This window comes from Litorimonas sp. (assembly GCA_029936425.1).
Lineage (GTDB): Bacteria > Pseudomonadota > Alphaproteobacteria > Caulobacterales > Maricaulaceae > Litorimonas.
This window is the reverse complement of sequence record JAPYSU010000002.1, coordinates 24496-45270: the sequence shown is the minus strand read 5'-3', so window position 1 is coordinate 45270 and position 20775 is coordinate 24496. Positions and strand designations below refer to the sequence as shown.

General features: G+C 50.1%; 21 protein-coding genes. 9 read left to right on the top strand and 12 right to left on the bottom strand.

Annotated features, from left to right (window positions below):
• Position 1: 1 nt before the first annotated feature.
• The 3 genes from edd to ACN0IC_RS02110 are packed head-to-tail and all read left to right on the top strand — an operon-like array spanning position 2 to position 3881.
• A complete protein-coding gene (gene edd / locus ACN0IC_RS02120; RefSeq protein ID WP_416877108.1) occupies positions 2–1861 on the top strand; it encodes a phosphogluconate dehydratase in 1860 nt (619 codons plus the stop codon).
• Positions 1828–2814 carry a glucokinase gene (gene glk, locus ACN0IC_RS02115; RefSeq protein ID WP_416877107.1) on the top strand — a complete coding sequence of 329 codons (987 nt, stop codon included), beginning with the start codon at positions 1828–1830 and terminating at the stop codon, positions 2812–2814. Before edd ends, glk begins: the two co-directional genes overlap by 34 nt.
• On the top strand, positions 2811–3881 hold the full coding sequence (locus ACN0IC_RS02110; protein ID WP_416877106.1) for an SMP-30/gluconolactonase/LRE family protein: 1071 nt from the start codon (positions 2811–2813) through the stop codon (positions 3879–3881). Before glk ends, ACN0IC_RS02110 begins: the two co-directional genes overlap by 4 nt.
• An 8-nt stretch (positions 3882–3889) precedes the next feature.
• On the opposite strand, the gene ACN0IC_RS02105 is transcribed toward ACN0IC_RS02110, so the two are convergent.
• Entirely contained in the window at positions 3890–5767 is a 1878-nt protein-coding gene (locus ACN0IC_RS02105; protein WP_416877105.1) for an ABC transporter transmembrane domain-containing protein, read from the bottom strand.
• A gap of 151 nt (positions 5768–5918) precedes the next feature.
• On the opposite strand from ACN0IC_RS02105, the gene recQ reads away from it, so the two are divergent.
• The gene (gene recQ / locus ACN0IC_RS02100) at positions 5919–7712 is read left to right on the top strand and encodes a DNA helicase RecQ (RefSeq protein WP_416877104.1); all 1794 of its coding nucleotides are present in this window, start codon (positions 5919–5921) and stop codon (positions 7710–7712) included.
• Here recQ and ACN0IC_RS02095 read toward each other — a convergent pair.
• Entirely contained in the window at positions 7709–7873 is a 165-nt protein-coding gene (locus ACN0IC_RS02095; protein ID WP_416877103.1) for a hypothetical protein, read from the bottom strand. The two genes, recQ and ACN0IC_RS02095, sit on opposite strands and share 4 nt — an antisense overlap.
• Positions 7874–7961: 88 nt before the next feature.
• Positions 7962–8420: a redox-sensitive transcriptional activator SoxR gene (gene soxR, locus ACN0IC_RS02090; RefSeq protein ID WP_416877102.1), complete on the bottom strand. Its 459-nt coding sequence runs from the start codon at positions 8418–8420 to the stop codon at positions 7962–7964.
• A 73-nt stretch (positions 8421–8493) separates the two neighbouring features.
• On the opposite strand from soxR, the gene ACN0IC_RS02085 reads away from it, so the two are divergent.
• Positions 8494–8952, top strand: coding sequence for a VOC family protein (locus ACN0IC_RS02085; protein ID WP_416877101.1), 459 nt, complete (start codon positions 8494–8496; stop codon positions 8950–8952).
• Between the two features lie 64 nt (positions 8953–9016).
• Here the strand turns inward: ACN0IC_RS02085 and ACN0IC_RS02080 are convergent, their stop codons facing one another.
• From ACN0IC_RS02080 to ACN0IC_RS02045, 8 genes are all read right to left on the bottom strand, one after another.
• Positions 9017–9559 carry a GcrA family cell cycle regulator gene (locus ACN0IC_RS02080; protein ID WP_416877100.1) on the bottom strand — a complete coding sequence of 181 codons (543 nt, stop codon included), beginning with the start codon at positions 9557–9559 and terminating at the stop codon, positions 9017–9019.
• Positions 9560–9863: 304 nt separating this feature from the next.
• The gene (locus ACN0IC_RS02075) at positions 9864–11162 is read right to left on the bottom strand and encodes a serine hydrolase domain-containing protein (protein WP_416877099.1); all 1299 of its coding nucleotides are present in this window, start codon (positions 11160–11162) and stop codon (positions 9864–9866) included.
• Positions 11163–11246: 84 nt separating this feature from the next.
• Positions 11247–12056, bottom strand: coding sequence for an alpha/beta hydrolase (locus tag ACN0IC_RS02070; RefSeq protein ID WP_416877320.1), 810 nt, complete (start codon positions 12054–12056; stop codon positions 11247–11249).
• A gap of 69 nt (positions 12057–12125) precedes the next feature.
• The gene (locus ACN0IC_RS02065; RefSeq protein WP_416877098.1) at positions 12126–12263 is read right to left on the bottom strand and encodes a hypothetical protein; all 138 of its coding nucleotides are present in this window, start codon (positions 12261–12263) and stop codon (positions 12126–12128) included.
• An 84-nt stretch (positions 12264–12347) separates the two neighbouring features.
• Entirely contained in the window at positions 12348–13196 is an 849-nt protein-coding gene (locus tag ACN0IC_RS02060; protein ID WP_416877097.1) for an alpha/beta hydrolase, read from the bottom strand.
• Between the two features lie 102 nt (positions 13197–13298).
• Positions 13299–14195: a hypothetical protein gene (locus ACN0IC_RS02055; protein WP_416877096.1), complete on the bottom strand. Its 897-nt coding sequence runs from the start codon at positions 14193–14195 to the stop codon at positions 13299–13301.
• 63 nt (positions 14196–14258) lie between these two features.
• Positions 14259–15548 (bottom strand): M56 family metallopeptidase, encoded by a 1290-nt coding sequence (locus ACN0IC_RS02050; RefSeq protein WP_416877095.1) that lies wholly within the window; start codon positions 15546–15548, stop codon positions 14259–14261.
• Positions 15541–15912 carry a BlaI/MecI/CopY family transcriptional regulator gene (locus ACN0IC_RS02045; protein ID WP_416877094.1) on the bottom strand — a complete coding sequence of 124 codons (372 nt, stop codon included), beginning with the start codon at positions 15910–15912 and terminating at the stop codon, positions 15541–15543. The genes ACN0IC_RS02050 and ACN0IC_RS02045 overlap by 8 nt, the downstream gene beginning before the upstream one ends.
• 343 nt (positions 15913–16255) lie before the next feature.
• On the opposite strand from ACN0IC_RS02045, the gene ACN0IC_RS02040 reads away from it, so the two are divergent.
• Both ACN0IC_RS02040 and ACN0IC_RS02035 read left to right on the top strand, forming a co-directional pair.
• A complete protein-coding gene (locus ACN0IC_RS02040; protein WP_416877093.1) occupies positions 16256–17071 on the top strand; it encodes an ABC transporter permease in 816 nt (271 codons plus the stop codon).
• Positions 17072–17085: 14 nt separating this feature from the next.
• Positions 17086–18291, top strand: coding sequence for an aspartate aminotransferase family protein (locus tag ACN0IC_RS02035; protein ID WP_416877092.1), 1206 nt, complete (start codon positions 17086–17088; stop codon positions 18289–18291).
• Positions 18292–18370: 79 nt separating this feature from the next.
• Here ACN0IC_RS02035 and ACN0IC_RS02030 read toward each other — a convergent pair whose 3' ends face one another.
• Complete coding sequence (locus tag ACN0IC_RS02030) at positions 18371–18742, bottom strand: UrcA family protein (protein WP_416877091.1); 372 nt, start codon at positions 18740–18742, stop codon at positions 18371–18373.
• A 478-nt stretch (positions 18743–19220) separates the two neighbouring features.
• Here ACN0IC_RS02030 and argF point away from each other — a divergent pair, with 478 nt between their 5' ends.
• Together argF and ACN0IC_RS02020 are read left to right on the top strand one after the other, a co-directional pair.
• Positions 19221–20147, top strand: a complete 927-nt coding sequence (argF, locus tag ACN0IC_RS02025; RefSeq protein WP_416877090.1) for an ornithine carbamoyltransferase — start codon at positions 19221–19223, stop codon at positions 20145–20147.
• Between the two features lie 276 nt (positions 20148–20423).
• Positions 20424–20699: a hypothetical protein gene (locus ACN0IC_RS02020; RefSeq protein ID WP_416877089.1), complete on the top strand. Its 276-nt coding sequence runs from the start codon at positions 20424–20426 to the stop codon at positions 20697–20699.
• Positions 20700–20775: the final 76 nt, after the last annotated feature.

Sequence of the window (20775 nt, the reverse complement as noted above, 5' to 3'; positions counted from 1 at the left end):
TATGAACCCGACGATCAAAAAAGTAACTGACCGAATTATTGAACGGTCAAAGACAACCCGCGCCGCCTATCTGGCGGATTGCGAAAAAAATATGCGGCCCGGCCCTCGGCGGAAACGCCTTAGCGAGGGAAATGTGGCTCATGCGAGTGCCGCTTGTCCGGTTTTGGAAAAGACAGAGATTTTAGGCGCAAAATGGGCCAATATCGGTATCGTCACGGCCTATAACGATATGCTTTCGGCCCATCAGCCGTTCGAAAACTTCCCCTCTATTATTAAACATGCGGCGCGCCGCGCCGGAGCCACGGCGCAGGTTGCGGGCGGAGTCCCCGCCATGTGTGACGGAGTCACACAAGGTCAAGACGGAATGGAGCTATCGCTCTTTTCACGGGACGTTATCGCCTATTCGACCGCAATTGCTCTTTCCCACGATATGTTTGACGGGGTCATACATCTCGGCGTCTGTGACAAGATCGTCCCGGGGCTGCTGATCGCGGCGCTCCGTTACGGATATCTGCCGCAAATCTTTTCCCCTGCCGGACCAATGCCGTCCGGGATTACAAATCCGGAGAAGGCCAAGGTCAGGCAGCTTTTTGCTGAGGGTAAAGTCGGACGTGAAGAATTGCTCGCCGCCGAATCCGCCTCTTATCACGCGCCAGGCACCTGCACATTTTACGGCACCGCCAATACCAATCAGATGTTAATGGAAATTATGGGGATGCAATTGCCGGGCGCGTCTTTCGTCCACCCCAATACGCCTCTGCGAGACGCGATTACCGCACAAACGACGAGGCGTCTGGTCGCCATTACGAATATGGGCGAAGAGTTTACGCCCGCTTGTAACATCATTGATGAGAAAGCGATTGTGAACGGTCTCGTCGGGCTGATGGCAACTGGCGGGTCAACCAACCTTACCATTCATTTGTCGGCGATTGCGCGCTCTGCCGGTATCATAATTAATTGGGATGATTATGCTGAAGTTTCCCATGCGGTGCCACTGATCTGTAAAATCTACCCGAACGGTATTTCTGATGTAAATCATTTCCATGCGGCGGGCGGCATGGCCTATCTGGTCAATGAACTCATCGGTGCCGGATTACTGAATACAGATGTTACAACTGTGGCCGGCGGTGATGGCCTTCATGAATATACCCGTGAACCGATTAAAAATGCTCATGCGGATCCTGATCCGGTTGTGTATCGACAAGGGCCCAAAGAAAGCCTGAACCACGAAATTGTCTCTTCAGTAGATAAACCGTTCCGCAAGGATGGCGGGCTTCGCTTGCTGGAAGGAAATATCGGGCGCGGCGTGATCAAGATTTCCGCTGTAGAGGAAGAGCATCACTTGGTCGAGGCTCCGGCAATCGTCATCACCAATCAAAACGAACTGGTCAAAATGCATAAGGCTGGAGAACTGGAACGTGATTTTGTGGCCGTCTTGCAGTTTCAGGGGCCCGCCGCCAATGGGATGCCGGAGCTTCATAAATTGTCTCCTATTTTAGGAGCGCTTCAGGATAAAGGATTAAAAGTCGCTCTGGTCACGGATGGGCGCATGTCGGGGGCCTCAGGCAAAGTGCCATCCGCTATACATATTCACCCCGAAGCCCTGCATGGCGGCTCAATTTCGAAAGTCCGGACAGGCGATATCGTACGCTTGGATGCCGGTAATGGGAAAGTCGAGGTCATTACAGAAGATAATCTGGAAGACCGAGAGCCTGCGACCATGCCAAAAGCTGAAAATCTTTCAGGTCTTGGCATGAACATGTTCGAACCAATGCGCTCGCGTGCAGATAATGCAGAGGCCGGGGCTTCAGTTTTAGGAGACCCGGAATGGGCGCAAACACTCAGGAACCCAAACGGATGAGTTCCGCCATACTTGTTGGGGATGTAGGGGGCACAAATTGCCGGTTCGCCTTTGCGGAGCTGAGCGCTCAAGGCACAATAGACCTTCATCATTCGGAGCGGTTTTCAGTCAAGGATTTCCCGGACTTCAACACGGCTGTGAAATCCTATCTGGACACTCAAACCATGAAACCGGCCCAGGCCGCTTTTGCTTTTGCCGGGCCGAAATTCGGTGACGAAATCAAGATGACCAATATTGATTGGGTAGTCTCCGAGAGCGATCTTTGCAATACATTTGGATTTGAAAATGTCGTTATCCAAAATGATTTTGTGGCCATGGCGAATGGCGCGACCGTCGTGCCGGATGACGGCTTTGAGATTCTCATGCCGGGTAAGGTCAATTATAATAAACCGGTCGCTGTTCTCGGTCCGGGGACCGGGTTGGGCATATCCTTGATTGTGCCGGGGAACCCTTTGCGCATTTTGCCGACCGAAGGAGGGCATGTCAGCTTTTCACCACAAGATGAGTTGGAGCGGGAGATATTGCTTCATCAGCTAAAGGATATGTCTTATCTCTCTGTTGAAAACCTTATTTCAGGTCCGGGACTGTTACGTCTTTACAAGGCTATATGTGATATTCGCGGGGCGGATTGTCTGTGCCGAAAGCCGGATGAAATCGTTGCATCTGCCGAAGCCAATCCGAAATCTATTGCCCGTTTGGCTGTTATTACGTTTTGCAATATTCTCGGCGGGTTTGCAGGCAATGCGGCTCTGACAATGGGAGCCTCGGGTGGAGTGGTTATTGGGGGAGGGGTCTCGCGTCATGTCTCTCCTTTTTTGAATGAATCCGAATTTAAAACGCGGTTTCGCAATCGCGGAGACGGCTCTTGGTTTGTCAAAGAGATTCCCGTAAGATTGATTAAGGCCCATTTTGTCGCTCTTTACGGCGCCGCCGCCATGGTATTGAAAAAATGAAACAACTCCTTCTGCTCGCTGCTTCAACTCTTATCTTCGTATCTTGTAGTAATGGGGAACGGATCGAGCCTACGGAGTCGTCTCCTTCGACTGAGGCGCAGACGCCCGAAATGGAGCAGACAAGCTCTGCAAATTATATCGGCTCTGTCGAAATGAACAGAACAGGTATCCTTGCGGAAGACGCTAAAATAGAAAATCTTGGCGGATCGTTCGGCTGGTCGGAAGGTCCGGTCTGGATTGCCGAGGACCAACGTCTTTTATTCACAGACGTCCCCGGTAATGTCATCTGGAGTTATAAAGACGATGAAGGTCTTACCAAATTTCTGGAACCTTCGGGTTTTGCGGGCGATACGCCTGACTGGATGGGATCGCCCGGGGCCAATGGATTGATCCGTTACGGCGAAAACGAAATTCTGCTGCCGAGCCACGGCGAACGCGGCCTTTACGCCATGGATCTCGACACAAAAGAAAAACGTCTTATTGTGGGCGAGTATGAGGGTAAGACATTTAATAGCCCCAATGACGCGGTTGTTCACAAATCCGGAGCGATATTTTTTACAGATCCTCCTTATGGCTTGGCCGAAGGAGATGAGTCTGATGCGAAAGAAATCGCTTTTAATGGGGTCTATGCTTATATGCCGGGCGGCGAGGTCAAGCTGATTGATGACAAGCTGACTCGGCCTAACGGAGTTATTTTATCGCCGGATGGGTCAACTCTGTATGTAGCAAATTCCGACCCTGAAGATACGATATGGAAAACATATCCTGTTGCAGATGACGGCACGGTTGGAGACGGGGAAATCTTTTTGGACGCCACTGCAGATATAGCCGCCGGAGAGCGCGGGAATGCCGATGGTATGGCTGTTGATACAGAAGGCCGTCTATATGCGACCGGGCCTGGTGGCGTTTTGGTGATTTCGCCTGAAGGCGAACGTTTAGGGCTAATCCGGACAGGGAAGCCCGTCGCCAATGTCACTTTTGGCGGCCCGGACGGGAATGTTCTTTACATGACATCGGCTGATATATTGGCGCGCGTGCCGACCCTCGCAAAGGGTCATGGGCTTTAATAAAGCGTCTAGCCTGAGGTAAATTGCAGCGCCGCAAGGCGGGCATAAAGTCCGTCCTGCGCGAGCAGGCTTTCATGTGTTCCCGTTTCGACAATCTTGCCTTCATCCATCACGATAATTCGGTCGGCCTTGAGAACAGTGGCCAGACGGTGGGCAATGACCAAGGTTGTCTTTGTCTTGGACATGGCTTCAAAAGCGGATTGAACGGCGCGCTCACTTTCCGCGTCCAGAGCGCTGGTGGCTTCATCCAGAAGAAGAATAGGGGCGTCGCGTAATATGGCTCTGGCAATGGCCAAACGCTGTCTCTGTCCGCCTGAGAGCGTTACAGCGGATTCGCCCAGATCGGTGTTGTAACCCTCCGGTAGTTTTTCGATAAACTCATGCGCAAAGGCGGCCTTTGCGGCGGCAATAACTTCGTCATCTGTCGCGCCTTCTCGGCCATAGCGGATATTGTCCAAAGCAGTCCCGGAAAAGAGAGGCGTGTTTTGTTGCACAATAGCAAATTGCTCACGCAGATTTTGCGGAGACATTTGGGTGATTGGCAGATCGTCCAACTTAATCTCGCCGGATTGAACATCGTAAAAGCGTAATAAGAGCTGGAAGACAGTGGATTTCCCTGCCCCGGACGGGCCGACCAGAGCGACGGTTTCTCCGGCCTGAATGTCGAATTGAACATTTTGCAATGCTCTCTCGGTCGGACGGGACGGGTACACAAAGGTGACATTCTCAAAAGCGATTGCGCCCGTTGCCGAATTGAAATCACTGGATTCGGATGGCGCCAAGATTGCGGGGTCTTCTCCTAACAACTCCATGACCCGTTCTGTTGCACCTGACGCACGGAGGAGCTCCGTCCATGTTCCTGTGAGAAAACCGACATTGGAGACCGCCGTGATAGCCAAGAATATGAATTGGGCAATTGAGCCGCCAGTCATGTCAGAGCCGGGCTGGCTGACAAGCTTGGCACCGTACCAGAGAACGCCTACCATGCCTGTCAGGCCAACCCCAAATATAACGAGTGTCATAATTGATCGAACAAATATCCGTTTTCTATTTGCGCTGAAGGTGTCTTCGACTGCGACATCAAAAGACTTCCGCTCATAAGCCTCTCTCGTAAAGGCCTGCACGGTCGCAATCGCGCCGATGGCTTCTCCGGCCCGGGCAGAGGCGTGGGCCAGATTGTTTTGGCTAGTCATGGAGAGCTTTCGGATAGACCTGCCGATAAATATAGCAGGAACAAGTATTATGGGGCCAATAAGGAGAACCAGCAAGGTTAGCTCCCAACTGACAAAGAACATCCACAAAATGGCCCCAATGGTCACCGCAGCCGAGCGGAGAGCAAATGACACCGAAGACCCAATAACGGTTTCGATCAGCGTGGTGTCAGTCGTCAGACGGGACAGAACTTCCCCTGTTCGCAAGGTTTCAAAGAAGGTGAGATCGAGGCGCGTAAGTTTGCCGAAGACCGCTTTGCGGATGTCAGCAATAACGCGCTGGCCCAACATGCTAATGAAATAAAATCGTGCTGAACTGAAAATGGCTAAGGTGATTGCGATAACAATAGCGAACCCGAAATAGGGTGTCAGACTTTCAACATTACCACCCAAGGCGTAGGTGCTACAATATGCCAAGGGCTCCGTATCACCAATAAACCCGCAATCAATTATCACTTTGGCTGCCAACGGCAAGGCGAGGTTTAGTCCGGCTGCAATCAATAGGGCGATAAGGAAAAGGGCAAGGGTGAGGGGATAGCGGGCAATGAACGGCCAGAGCTGCCGCAGCGGCTTTATGCTCTTGGCTTTTCCCCGCTTTGTCTTGTCGTCTTCGATTTGCGCCGAAAAAGCGGCCCCGCTACTGCGGGATATGTCGATATCCTGTTCGTCTGACACCTTTGCCTGACCTTTCTAAAATTTCAGAGCGCTTTAACGCGAAGAAAGAGCGCGGGCGAGGGTTAAATCAGCGCAGTTTGCAGCTTTCCTCGCAAAACGAATGAGAAAAGTCACTTGAAAGCCCGGCGCATAAATCTATGACCACGCAAGCATGTCGACTCCTCTCAATATCCTTCAATCCGCTTTCGGATTTGATGATTTCCGTCCCGGTCAGGAGGAAATTATACAGGGTATTTTGAAAGGCGAATCTGTTCTCGCGGTCATGCCGACCGGGGCCGGGAAGTCGCTCTGTTATCAGGTGCCGTCGCAGATATTGCCCCGCCCGACAATAGTCGTCTCGCCGCTTGTTGCGTTGATGGACAATCAGGTGGCCGGTCTTCGCGCCAATGGTATTGCTGCGTCCTGTTTACATTCAGGCCAAAGCAGAGAGGTCAATATTTCCCAGTGGCGGGACGTAACTAATGGACGGAGCAAAATCCTGTATGTCTCTCCGGAAAGGCTGATGACAGGGCGAATGTTATCGGCGATGAAAGCGCTAAATCCGTCATTATTTGTCGTGGATGAAGCGCATTGTGTCTCCAAATGGGGGCCAGCTTTTCGTCCGGAATATGCGGATCTGACCCGGCTGCATACCTTGTTTCCCGAGAGCCATTTTGCCGCGTTCACGGCGACGGCGGATGACGCAACGCGCGAAGACATTGCGCAGCAACTTTTCAGCCGCCGCGGAAAAGTAATTGTCCATGGATTTGACCGACCTAACCTGTCTCTGACGGTCTTGCCCGTTGATAACAGGCCGCGGCAATTGGCAAACCTTTTGATCAATCAGAAAGGCAATTCCGGAATCGTCTATTGCCTTTCTCGAAAGAATACAGAGTCTTATGCCAATACCTTAAACGATGCGGGTTATACCGCCCTGTCTTATCACGCCGGTATGTCGGCTGAAGAACGCTATGAAAATCTTGACCGCTTTATCTCAGAACGGGGCATTATTATGGTCGCGACGATTGCTTTTGGGATGGGGATAGACAAGCCGGATATTCGCTTCGTCTACCACGTCAATTTGCCGTCCTCGATGGAAGCCTATTATCAGGAAATCGGACGGGCCGGCCGCGATGGCCTCCCGGCAGAGACGGCGCTTTTATTCGGCCTGGATGATATTCGTATGCGGCGTCAGTTCATTACTAATGACGGGAGTGAACGTGACCATCAAATGCGGGAATTTAAACGTCTGGACGCCCTTATAGGATATTGCGAAACCTCTGGATGCCGCCGCCAAGCTCTGCTGAATTATTTCGGAGAAACAACGGCGCCTTGCGGGAATTGTGATAATTGTCTCAATCCGCCGGAGCAGGTTGAAGCCACGGCGGCGGCGAAAGCCGTCTTTTCAGCTATCGCTGAAACGGGGCAGCGTTTCGGTACAACCCATATCGTCGCGGTCGCCCGGGGCGAAGACACTGACCGGATCAAACAGTTCACGCATGATAATCTGCCGTCTTTCGGATCTGCCGAGACGAGCGGCAAAGCCTTCTTGCAGGCGCTCATCCGGCAGGCCGTAGCTCGCGGACTTCTGGGGATGGATATTTCCCGCTACGGGGCGCTGACCTTATCGCCTGAAGCCGAAGCCATGATGGACGGGCAGGGGGAGTTTTATATGAGACCGCCCATAAAATCGTCACGAAAGGCAGAACGAAAGGCGCAAGCTGTGAAGCAAACGGATTTGTCGGATCAGGATCAGTCGCTGCTTATTAAGTTGAAAGCGCTTAGGTCGGAACTGGCGCGAGAGCTTGGCAAACCGGCTTTTGTCGTATTTTCAGATGCGACCTTGATGGATATGGTCGCAAAACGCCCGACCCACCGGCAGGAAATGCTGAATGTATCGGGCGTTGGGGAAACGAAATTCGCCAGATTTGGCGAAGCGTTTCTGAATATTATTCATCAATCCTAGTTTGAATCGACATCAAGACCATTGTCATCGACTTCAATAGAGAGATCCGGTTCGTCCGCAGACTGCCCCGTGAAATACATATAGCCCAAACCAAGCACGGCAATGACAAGCGCTCCGACGATGAAATAAATCCCTTTTCCGGATCCGTTATTATCAGACATTGTGTGTCCCCTTATTTTTATTACACCCCCTATTGGGTGTGATAGATACGCTATCTATAGCATTCAGTTCCTTTGCATCCACCCCAATTTATCGATTCTGGCTTTCTCCTAAAAGATAGCGCGGACCGGCCCCCGTTTCCGCAGCAATATCATCTGTATTATATAAAGCGCAGTGATCGAGAGAAAGACACCCGCACCCCATACAGCCGGTCAGCTTCTCTTGTAATTTGTTTAGGGCGGCGATGCGCTCTTGGATATCGGTCTGAAAACTTCGACTGATTTTTTCCCAGTCTTTTAGGGTCGGTGTGCGGCCATTCGGCAAAAGGTCAAGTTGGGCTTTTATCTGTTTTAGAGAAAAGCCCAGCTTCTGAGCAATGATAATGAAAGAAATCCGCCGAATATCGGCCGCCTCGAACACTCTCTGACCCCCTTGATTGCGATCGGCCGTGATCAATCCTGCTTCTTCGTAAAAGCGTAAGGCCGAAACAGCGACCCCTGTCCGGGCGGCGACACGGCCAATTAAAATGCCCTTTTTAAGTTTTTTCATTTTATCTCTTGACCTCAAGTTAAGTTGAGGTCGTAGCCTGCAAATAGTTCAAACGCAAGGAAAGGGCATCATCATGCAAATAGCGACACTCGAACACGTCAATATCACGGTCAAAAATCCCAAGAAAACGGCGGCCCTTCTCCACAAGCTGTTTGGTTGGTTTGTGCGGTGGGAGGGACCGAGCCTCGGGGAGGGCTACACCGTCCATATTGGCGACGCGGATAGATATCTGGCTCTATATAATCCAGGCAAGAGCGAAAGCTCCGCGCTCAAACAGTTTCAAACTCGTGGTGGCCTTAATCATATTGGGTTGGTGGTGGAGGATCTGGACGCCGCCGAAAAACGTGTCGTGGCGGCCGGACTAAATCCAACAAGTCACGGTGACTACGAACCGGGTCGGCGTTTCTATTTTTCGGATGAAGACGGCGTGGAATATGAAGTCGTTAGCTATCTAAGCCAGAAAGAAGCCTTTAAGCGTCAATTAAGCCGGGAACGTGGCCGGATGGCCCGGTTTGGCGCATTGGCCAAGTAAAGGCGGCGTAAACATAAATAAAAAAGGCGCCCGGAGGCGCCTTTTTGTCTCAAAACAGACCGTCTTAGCGAAGCCGCTTGCGAGAAGTCGGGTTTGGCCCAATGGCTTTCGTGTTACTCGACGCGCCGCGGCGGCGGCTTGGCTGATAGGCGACCCGGGAATGGGCAACACAATAAGGTTCATCCTCTTCAGTCTTGCGTCCACAAAAGCGGAATTCGGACTTGGACGGATCCCCAATCGGCCATTTGCACATATGATCCGTAATGGTCAGAATTGTCGCAAATTCTCCATTGGACATTTTCTTGGCTTCCAAGGGGGGCGGCGCGGGCACGGCGGCCTCGGCGACGATTTGTTCCGGCGTCCGGGGTGCGGACGGCGCGCGGGGCGCACGTGGCTTCGGCGCCGGAGTTGTGCCAGCGGATGATTTCTTTGCTGTCTTGCGCTTAGGGCGGGAAGGTTTGGCGCGGCCAGACAGGCCAAGGCGGTGAACCTTGCCGATAACGGCATTACGTGTCACTTCGCCAAGCTCTTTGGCGATCTGGCTGGCCGATAAGCCTTCGGCCCATAATTTTGTCAAAGTCGCGACGCGATCCTCAGTCCAAGCCATAATTCAGGTCCCTTTTAGCCTATGTGCCAGCCGAAACGCTGCTGGCACTACATATAGTGTTCACTCATGAGGTTTTATCCCTCATCCTCAATATATCGTATCTACTGAGAGCTAGACCACAAGATGGAGGAGTGAGTTCTCCACAAGATTCAATATATAGTATTGCGATAAGCTGTGGATGGATTTTGGAGGGGGGTGTGGGCTCGATTAAATCCCTAAAACGGACTTAATCGCCCCGAATGGGCTTCAAACAGAAAAGGTGAAGCAAGCTAAGAATTAGTTTTTGTACATATAGTATTTGCTCTTATTCAATAAAGGCGGGCAAGATTCTTTCGGCTGTTATCTGCAAACTTTTTGGATGTCGTAGGGATGATGTGGTGACGACGATAAGATCAAGTTCATCAATCAGAATGATGAATTGTCCACCTCCGCCTTGTGCATTCGAGCTGTAGTAAGTCTTGCCGCCCACATTTAAGTCAGCCCCCCACCAGAAATATCCATAACCCTCATTGGCAACATCCTTGCCGCCGCCATAGATATCATCGTCCCCGGTATAGACATGCCTGCTGTTTGCTTTGATGATATAGGCTTCCGGGATCAGCTGCTCACCATTCCATTTGCCTTTGTTCATGGCCAAGAGGCCAAACTTCGCCATAGTCCGTGATGTAAAACTCGATTTCCAACCTGCTGCAGGAAGGCCGCCCAGCCCAGTCCGCCATTCATAAGTCGAGACACCAATTTTACTGAGAAGTTCATTTTTGAGAAACTCTTCAGCGCCGCCGGGAACGACAGTATCGATGACTTGCATCACCAGGGGTGTTGCGTAGTTTCCATAGGCAAAAGCACTCTGCGATTCTTCGGTAATGGGTGCGCTTTGTTCGAAAATGGCCTGAACCAATTTCTGACCTTCTACCTGGTCAGGATTAGTATTTAATTCTTCGCTCTGTTCGTCGCTGATGCGAATTCCCGTGCGCATGGTCAAGGCCTGGTGGAGGGTAACCCTTTCTGCACCTTCAACAAATTTGGTTGAATCCAGTTCATTGAAAAAGCTTATGACAGGCCGATCCAGATCTTCCATGGTCAGATAGCCCAGCTGGATTGCGCGGCCAAGCGCCAAGCCGGTATAGGTTTTTGTCGCCGAAGCCTGCGGATGGGTCACGTTGACCCGTCCCCGCAAATAATAAGATTCAAATAAAAGTTTGTCCTTATGGATAATCAGCAGACTGTGTAAATTGCCGTGCTCGCCGTCGGATATCTCCTGCGCCAGTTTGACAACCATCTCCTTGTCGCCGCCATCGACACCCAATTGGCCGACTGCAATGTCATCGTTTCTGTTCGCTGGCGATGTATCGATGAAACCTTCTTCGAGTAGCGGCATATCTCTGATATCGATAAGATTGTCATCAGCATTCGTCTCGTCGATCGGCCATGATGTCGAGACATAATCCAGATCGGGATTTTCCCAGTACCCGTGCACGGCCTGGTCAGATGTAGCTTCCGAGGTGACTTGGTTGTCTTGGTCAATCTGCGCCGCGTCTGCTCCGCTAACGCAACTCAACAATGTGATGGCCAAAAGGGTCCTGAAATTCAAACTGATAGTCATTTTAATTCTCCAATTACAAAAGACCCTGCGTGGTCAAGACTATGAATACTGGCTCTTGTTGAAGGAGCCTTGGAAGGAAGCCCATCACTCAACTTCTGAGCTGGTGGCAAAATAGAGTTGCAGCACTTTGGCCATTGATATTGCGCCATTGCTTGTATGATTGGCGCTATGGTGGACCTCATGGTGCAACTCCACTTCTTCGAGGAGGTGTTCCCTTAGCAATGCGGTTAAACGATAATAGTCTGGCAGCAGCGCTGCGTCAGACAGTGGACCGGGCGCCCCATCCCCACCCATGCTGAGATAAATAAGGTCTGGAAGCTCCTGATCCTGCGTTAAGGTCTGTTCCAGCGCATCATAGGTCTTCCTGCCCCATTGCCCTGAGTCTCCAAAGGAAGGGCTCGTTATGAAATATGCATCAAACAGGCCCGGTGATTGGCTTAACATATAGGACAAATATTGCCCGCCCCATGAATGTCCGGAGACGACATTATTGCTGTTCGTATTAAACTGATTGTCTGCAAAGGGAATGAGGTCTTTTTCAATATAGGCTAATAGCTTATCGCCATTGCCAGCGATGGGCTGGCCATCCACTTCCCTCTCATAATAATGCGGAAGCAAATCCATGCCTCCGACATCTATAAGGCCGATCACGATCAGCTCAGGTATTAAATCACCCCAGTAGTAGTAATTCGCTATCTCCGCCGTCAATTTAACTTTTCGAGGCACATCCAGCATGTAGAGAACAGGGTAACCCTCTTCCCGATCCGGGTCATAATTTGCGGGCAAATGGACGACGACTTGTCTCGTTTCCTGCAGGCTTTCAGATTGAATGCTGAACTCTTCTTGCGCATTTGCCAGAGGAGCGGATGCAACTAAAGCCAGGCAAAAGAGCATCGTTTTCAAGATAGATATACTCGGTTTAGGCATAGTACGTAATCTCCTTTTACTGATTATATTTGGTCACTAAATATTGGTTTTACGATCAGATGTAACTTCCGGCGTGACTTGGTTGTCTTGGTCAATCTGCGCCGCGTCTGCGCAGCTAACGCAACTCAACAATGTGATGGCCAAAAGGGCTTTGAAATTCAAACTGACAGTCATTTTAATTCTCCAATTACAAAAGACCCTGCGTAGTAATGACTATGAATACTGGCTCTTGTTGAAGGAGTCTTGGAAGGAAGCGAGTCACTCAACTTCTGGACTAGCGGGAAAATAAAGTTGCATTGCCTTGGCAATGGAAAGTGCTGCGCTACTCGTATGACTGATACTATTATTCGTTAAGCCAGCGCTATCATGGACCTCATGGTACAACTTCACGCCCTCTGGGAGGTGCTGCGTTAGCAATGCCGTTAAATGATGGTAGGATGACAACATGACCGGCTCTTCGTCTCCTCCAACACTGAGATAAACAAAATCAGGAAACGCCTGATCCTGTTTCAGAGCCTTTTCCAGTGTATCAAGTGTTTTTGTCCTCCACTCCCCCTCACGTCCAAATGCTGGGCTCGTTATGAAGTAAGCATCAAACAGACCCGGTGATTGACTCAGCGCATAAGTTGTAAATTGTCCGCCCCATGAATGTCCAACAAAGACATTATCGCCATTGGTGTTAAACTGATCTTTTGCGAAAGGAATGAGTTCGTTCTCTATATAGGCTAACAGCTTACCACCGTTACCATAAACCTGCTCACCATTAATCTCTGTATCATAATAATGCGGAAGAAAATCCAGCCCTCGGCTGACATTTTTGAGACCGATCACGATCAGTTCAGGCATTGAATAACCCCAATTGTAATAGCCGGCTATTTCCGCTGTCAGCTTATCTGTTGAACCAGCATCTAGCATATAGATTACTGGATAGCCCTCTTCGTGGTTTGGATCGTAATTCTTTGGTAAATGGACAATAATTTCCCTGGTGTCCTGCAGGCTTTCAGATGGGATGCTGAACTCTTCTTGCGCATTTGCCAGAGGAGCGGATGCAACTAAAGCCAGGCAAAAGAGCATCGTTTTCAAGATAGATATACTCGGTTTAGGCATAATACGTAATCTCCTTTTACTGATTGTATTTGGTTACGAAGCATTGGTTTTACCGGTCGGGATGCTTCCTCGGTCAGAGCGATAGAACGGCTGTCATATGATTTACTTTTTAGGCCTGAGGTTCTCAATGACCTGAGCGTCCACCCAGAATATATCGACGTCTTCGTATTCATCCGAGCCCATGTTTCTGCTGAAGAACAGGTATTTTCCGTCGGGCGTAACACTCGCAGACGCCTCCCACGCGTCAGTATTTATCTCATTACCCAGATTGATTGCCTCGCCCCATGAACCATCGATCTGGCGAAAACTGATATAGATATCTGAATCACCATATCCGTCGTCTCTCTTGGCGTCCCATAACAAGTAGGATTCGTCAGGCGCTATGAAAGGATGGGCTAAATATGTCCCGGTATTGATTGCTTCGCTCAAGGGTTTTGGGTCTTCATATTTTCCATCGACCAATCGCGAATACCGGATGGGAAAATCATTTTGATCCCGATTGAAAGTATCGAAATAATAAGTTCCATTGGCGGAAGCCGTAAGGCGCATGATTGGTAAATCTTTGAAGGGAGCCTCAAGTTCCTTCACGTCTGACCATCCTGTCTCAGCCTGCTCTATGTAACGTCGACCCAAATGTATGGTCTCACCATCAGGGGAGATGAAGGGTTGCCCGCGCCGACGTGAAACGACGGACTCTCGCCATTCGCCATCTTCATACCGAAAAACCACGAACGAGGAATTTTCATACTTGCCGCCGTTTCTGAGGAGATAGAATTCTCGCAAGTCGGGTGTGAAAGTACCACCATATTCCCAGTGTTCTGTCGACACTATGCCTGGGGCAAATCGCTCAGGTGTTGAACCGGGTGGCGTTTGACCAAGATAAGGACTCTCAAGAGCAGGAATGTCATCCACAGTATGGCTGCTAACGGTTTTATTCGCCGCACAACTCACAACAAAAAAAGAAGACAACAGAGTTATAGATGCTGAAAAGCGTTTCATAAATTATTCCTTTAGTGCGCAAAAATGTTTAATCACGCATTTTGGCGAAGCCAGTATTCCGGTTTATTGGAGATAGTTTTTCAATTTATCGTTCAATTCATCAGAGGTTGTCGCTGACATTTTGAAATGCAGTTTTACCGCTACATTTTTTGTTTCAAGTTTTTGTGGTTCGGTCATCCATTGGGCAATGGCGGCTTTGGCGTCTGCTTCAAAACAGGGATGGCTGGAATCAAGAACGCGCGAATTGTAAATAGTTCCATTCCTGCGAACATCATGGCTTAGTACAACTGTACCTAACTTGACTGTATATTGGGAAACAAGCTGACCATTGAGTGTCAGATTTTCCTCTTCAAATTTGATGCCACGCGCTTTGAGATCGCTCATCAGGCCGGGACAACTGGCCGCCAGTTGCAATTGGGTCTGTTTGACATATTCGACTGGACTGGATGCCATATCTATTACGCTGGCTCCGGCCGCGGCCATGGCGCTCGTAAGCCCAAGCGTGCCTGCCCCAACTGACGTGAAGAACAAGGCCGCGCCCCAACGCCGTTTTCGGGGGTTGGGCGCCTCCTCCATAATCCCTATGAGTCTCATTTTTGCGTCTCTATGCGGTCTCGAATTAAACTGCGCTGTTGGACAGGGCAGCGCGTCATTGCGGCGAGTGGTTGGGCGCTGGATATTTAGTAAAAGTGCGGCATAATCTTTACGCTCTCTTGCTGTGAGTTTTTTTATTGCCGCGCGGTCTGCACGCAACTCAATTGACAAACGCCACTGCCGCACCAGAAAGGATATCCCGGGGTTTCGCAACATTAAGTCCTGTAGAAGCAGGAGCAACAAAGTAAACTCGGCGTCATAATGACGTAAATGCGCGCGCTCATGTCGTATCAAAGCCGCTTGAGCTTCTAACCCCTTTGGCATGACAACCCCTCTACGCGGCCAAGATAAGGTCAAAGGTGGAATTGCCGACGAGGTTGAAAAAATATCAGGCTCAGCTGTCTCTGCCAAAGGCAAGCTTTGCAAGCGCAACCAGTTCCAAAGCGTGCGCCCCATAAGCAAAAGACAAAGGCCAATATACAGGACGGAAAAATTCAGGGGCTTGGCACTATCGGCTGAAACATCACTGACTTGTGCCGAAAATATCTCGAACACTTCTGTCGCTGGCATGCTGATAATTTTGCCAAAGGGAACGAAGAAGAGCGCGCCCGGCAAAAAACAAAATATTATCAAGAGGAACCAGATATTCGGCGCTGGAAAATTCGTCCCCACCCGGGCCTTGCCATCATGCTGTAAAATCCAGGCACCGCTCGCAATGACCAGGCTCCAGAGATGGACGATGATCAACGCCTTAATCATCGTCACCACTTTCATTGAGAAGGCGGTCCAGCTCCATCCACTCTTCTTCGGACAATAATTTGCTGTCGTGAAAGGCGGCCGTAGGAAGCGGGCCCTTCATTTCAAAAAATGTGTCGAAAAACTCTCGCATGACGCCTGATAATGTCCGGGCTTTGCTTTCAACGGGCGCATAGACACGGACGCCATGCTTTGTATTGAGCTTGAGGAGGTTTTTATCCGCCATTCGGCCTAATGTAGTTCGAGTTGTTGAAAACGACCAATCTAGTAGTGGCCCGACTTTATCTTGGATTTCCCGCGCGGATAAAGGTGCTTTAGCCCATAGAATTTTCAATATGGCGAGTTCAGATTTACTAAGTTGTGACATTTGTAGACGTATATGTTACAACTGTAACATACGTCAAGTCTTTCATTGATCAAGTTTTTGTGTTGAGAGTGAAATCAAATTTTCCTTATTTGATTTGTCCTTTAACTAGTCAAATTAGATAATAATCCGCGTTTACGATTATACATAACTAACGCTCACAACTTCTTAGACCTGACTCTGAGAACGACATATCTAACTTCTATATTTCACCCTTTACAGAACCCGGTCTCAGCCAGACCGCAGAATTGAAAACCTTCTGTCTTCACTGTCGGTTTTTTCTTGAATGCACTCTCAACTCAAATCCCTGATTGCCCTTGCTTTCATTCCCGCCTAGACCCGCACTATGTCTGATATGTCTTCTCTTCATTCTGCTTCTGCCCCGTCGGCGCGGAAATTTGGTTTCATCAATTGGATGGGGCTTTGGACCCTTTATAAAAAAGAGTGTCTCCGGTTTTTGCGGATTGCGCCGCAGACTTTGCTGGCGCCGATTATTTCCAACCTACTTTACATGACGGTGTTTGTTCTTGCCTTTGCCGCCCTTCGCGATGACCCGGACGCTTTTATCGCTTTTCTGGCGCCAGGGCTGATTATGTTGGGCGTGCTCAATAATGCGTCGGCAAACAGCTCCTCCTCTGTGATGCAGGGCAAGATTATGGGGAATTTGACAGATTTACTTGTCACGCCTCTTTCCTTTTACGAACTGGCGATTGGCTGGATTACCGGCGCGGCAACACGCGGAATTTTGGTAGCGATCTCGACCGGGATAGCTCTGGCCTTTTTCGCGCCGCTCATGCCGATTCATTTCTGGGCCGTGATATTCTTTAGCGTCTCAGCCGCCTTGATGATGTCCATGGTCGGCGTCTTATCGGGCATGTGGGCCGAGAAGTTTGACCAGCTCGCCGTCGTGAACCAATTCATTATCCTGCCGCTATCCTTTCTCTCAGGTACATTTTATCGAATTGATGTCCTGCCGGACGTTTTTCAGAAACTGATTATGTTCAATCCGCTATTTTACGTGATTGACGGGTTTCGCTTCGGATTTTTAGGTGAGGCTGATAGCAATATTGCAATCGGTGTTGCCTTTATTTCCGCAATCAATATCGTGCTGTTCATTACCGTTTTGCTGGTGCTTCGCGCAGGCTGGCGGATCAAGTCATAATTTAAGAGCATAAAATGGCCAAAGGTGACCACCTCTACAATACATACGCCCCACCCCCGCAGGAATTTGTCCGCGGAGAGGGCGCTTATCTTTACACAGCCGACGACAAGAAATATCTGGATTTCATTGCCGGGATTTCCGTCAATTGTCTCGGGCACAATCATCCCGCCCCAAAAGCCGCTCTGAAAGACCAAGCCGACAAGGTCTGGCATCTTTCCGGCATGTTCCAGTTAACGAACGCCAAAGAGCTCGCCGCGAGATATTGCGCGGCGCTTCCTTTCGCAGACAAAGTCTTTTTTACGAATTCCGGCGCGGAAGCTCTGGAATGCGCGATGAAAACGGCGCGCAAATATCATTTCGACCGCGGCGACGAAGAGCGCTATGATATCCTTACCTTTTCCGGCGCGTTTCACGGACGGACCTTCGCGACAATCAATGCGGGCGGCAATCCGAAATATCTTAAAGGTTTTGGCCCGTCTCTACCGGGCTTCATTCATTTGCCGTTCGGAGATCATGAAGCATTTAAAGCCGCAATTTCTGAGACGACCGCTGCGATATTAGTGGAGCCTGTACAAGGAGAGGGCGGATTACGTCCGCTTCCTGAGGTCTGTTTGCGCGGACTGAGAGAGTTATGCGACGAACACGGCATTCTGCTCATCTATGATGAAGTACAATGCGGCGCGGGCCGCACGGGCAAGCTTTTTGCGCATCAATGGGCCGAAGGCGCAGAACCCGACATTATGGCCGTGGCCAAAGGCGTGGGCGGAGGTTTCCCGCTTGGCGCCTGTATCGCGCGCGAAGACGTTGCGGCCGGCATGGTCCCGGGTACGCACGGCTCGACCTATGGCGGCAACCCACTGGCAACCGCTGTCGGTATTGCGGTGTGGGACGAGATTTCCAAGCCGGAATTTCTGGATCAGGTCGTTCGTGTGTCTAACTTCCTCAAACAGCAATTTGAGGGACTGAAGGATGAGTTCCCAGATGTCGTAGAGGAACTGCGCGGCAAAGGCCTTCTTTGCGGCATGAAACTCAAAAAGCCCGCCAAAGAGGTTCGCGGCTTATTGCTTGAAAAAGGCATGCTTGGCGGATCTGCCGGGGATAATGTTTTGCGTCTGGCGCCGCCACTCATCATTACCGAAGATCATGTGCGTGAAGCCATCGCCATCATGCGCGAAGCGTTTGAAGACGCCCGCGAGATGGACGACTTTGTGGCCGCGTAACTCTTAAATAGACTGTTTCATAACTTTTGAGCCGCCCGGGAAAGGGGCGGCTCTTTTTTGATTTGAGAATGTTGAGATTTTACTCTTCGTTTTCTGTCATCCCCAAATGATATTCGCTTAAGGCTTCAATAGAAGCGCTCTCCACGAACTGTTCCAACAGATCAGACGCACAGTCCTTTTTTGAAATCTCTTCGCCGTCATCATTGACGTTACGGCCAATTCGGCACGCGCGTTTCGCCTTTTTCCGGAGCTTCTCATAAGTGCTCTCAATGCCGTCCACCGTCTGTACGGCGGCACGCTCGAAGCGGACCTTATACTCTGTTGTTGTGACATCCAGACCAAAGGCTGTCACTGGAGCGAACATCATCCATCCGACGGTAACCGGAAGGACGAGGCCTGACTTGACAGAACGGGGTTTGAAGCTCAGAAGTTTTTGCAGTCTATACAGCATTGTCGGTTCCTTTCGTCTAATGCTCTGGGCTTATGATGGCGGGGTCGCCGCCCCGCCATTTTCAAGCCATATGTTGCGCGAGAGGTAACAGCACCTTCCGCTCCTCCTCTTTATCGATGGCTCCGATTTTGTTCAGCGTAAAAGCGCATTTGCGAAGCCGGAAAGATTACTTGGTCAAATAATCAAAGCCTATTTGCCGATATGTCCAATTTTTGCACAAGAGCTCGTAATTAGAGGCTCGAAAAAACAGTTTTTGAGATTGTTGAAACCGGTTTTCATCGGGATTTGAATTTTTTGTGACCAACGATATTGTTTTGCGGAAACTCCCTTTCAGATATGCAAAGCCTCTCTGTTTAAAAGCAGAGCTCGAGAATTTTCCGTTGGTTCAAAGAGAAAAACGCTTAAATCTTAGGCAAAAGATTTGTTTTCTTTGAATGAAAACCTCGTTAGAAGCATGTTTTAACCAGCAGACATTATAATGCCGAAACATTTTCTCACTCTTTCCGATTTGGACTCCAAGGACTTACGCGCCATTCTAGATGACGCGCATGCGATGAAAAAGGCCCGCAAGGGCCTGCCAAAGGGCAAAGCAGACCCGAAAGCAAGCCTGTCGGGCCATACCCTGGCTCTGATATTCGAAAAATCTTCGACACGGACGCGCTTTTCCTTTGACATGGCCATGCGCCAACTGGGCGGCAGTTCTATCACTGTCAGCAGCGGAGATATGCAATTGGGACGAGGCGAGAGCGTCGCGGATACGGCGCGCGTCATGTCTCGCTTTGTCGATGGCGTCATGCTTCGCGCAAATAGCCACGAAACGATGCGCGAACTGGCCAAATATTCCGACGTTCCCATCATAAACGGCCTGACAGATTACAATCACCCCTGTCAGATCATGGCAGACCTCATGACGTTGGAGGAGCGTTCTGACAAACCGCTTTCTGAAATGACTCTTGCCTGGATCGGAGACGGAAATAACGTGCTCGTCAGTTTTGTGAATGCGGCGGCGCAGCTTGGCTATCATTTGAGAATATCCAGCCCGCCCGGCTACCGCGTCGATGATGCCACCTTGAATGCCGCGCGCGTACAAGGCGCGAAAATAGAAATCGGTCTGTCCCGCGAAGAAGCGGCGAAAGACGCTGACGCGCTGATTACAGATTGCTGGGTTTCCATGGGAGATACGGATAAAGAAGAGCGTCTGGCGGCCTTCCCGCCTTTCCAAATTGACGGAGCTCTCCTCGCAACAGCTGCACCTGACGCAATTTTCCTTCACTGTCTGCCCGCTTATCGCGGACAGGAGGTGACAGAAGATGTGATAGACGGTCCGCAAAGCGCCGTCTGGGATGAAGCCGAAAACCGTCTTCACGCGCAAAAAGCAATTATCAAATGGTGTTTCGGCGTTTAATGCCAGTTTGATTCATCTGCGGGCCGATTCCTGACCCAATAGATCGGGATCTAACCTTTCGGGAAGTTCAGATTTTGTCACAATTCTGGTTTTTTATGACTCTCCTGTCATGAAAATGAACGGTTTGCCTTGCTCTTGCCACAGTGTCCGACACAGTCTGGCCATCTCTCTTACAAAGCGTTCAAAACAGTATTTTTCACTGGAACGTTCTTGGGGAATTAGGAATAGAACACGCAATCGAGACGCTACTGTCCCGATAAAAAATGGAGATTGAAAATGAAAAAGTTTGCAGCACTTACAACTATCGCCGCTCTTGCTATGGCTCCGGTCGCTTTTGCAGGTGACAAATCATTCGCCGACATCGACACAGATGCCGACGGCTTCTTGAGCCTCTCAGAAATTCAGGTTGTTAAACCTGAAGTCACAGCAGACGACGTTGCCGCTTACGACACAGATGGCGACACAATGCTTTCCGAAGCTGAATTCGAAGCTTGGAAGATGGCGAAAAAAGAAGACAAGGACATGGAAACAGAGACTGACAGCGACTACTAAGTCAAATTCTGTCGGACAAACTGTCCTCCTGCCAAGTTCATTTCCTGTGACTTGGCAAAAAAGAGCCCCGGCCGAA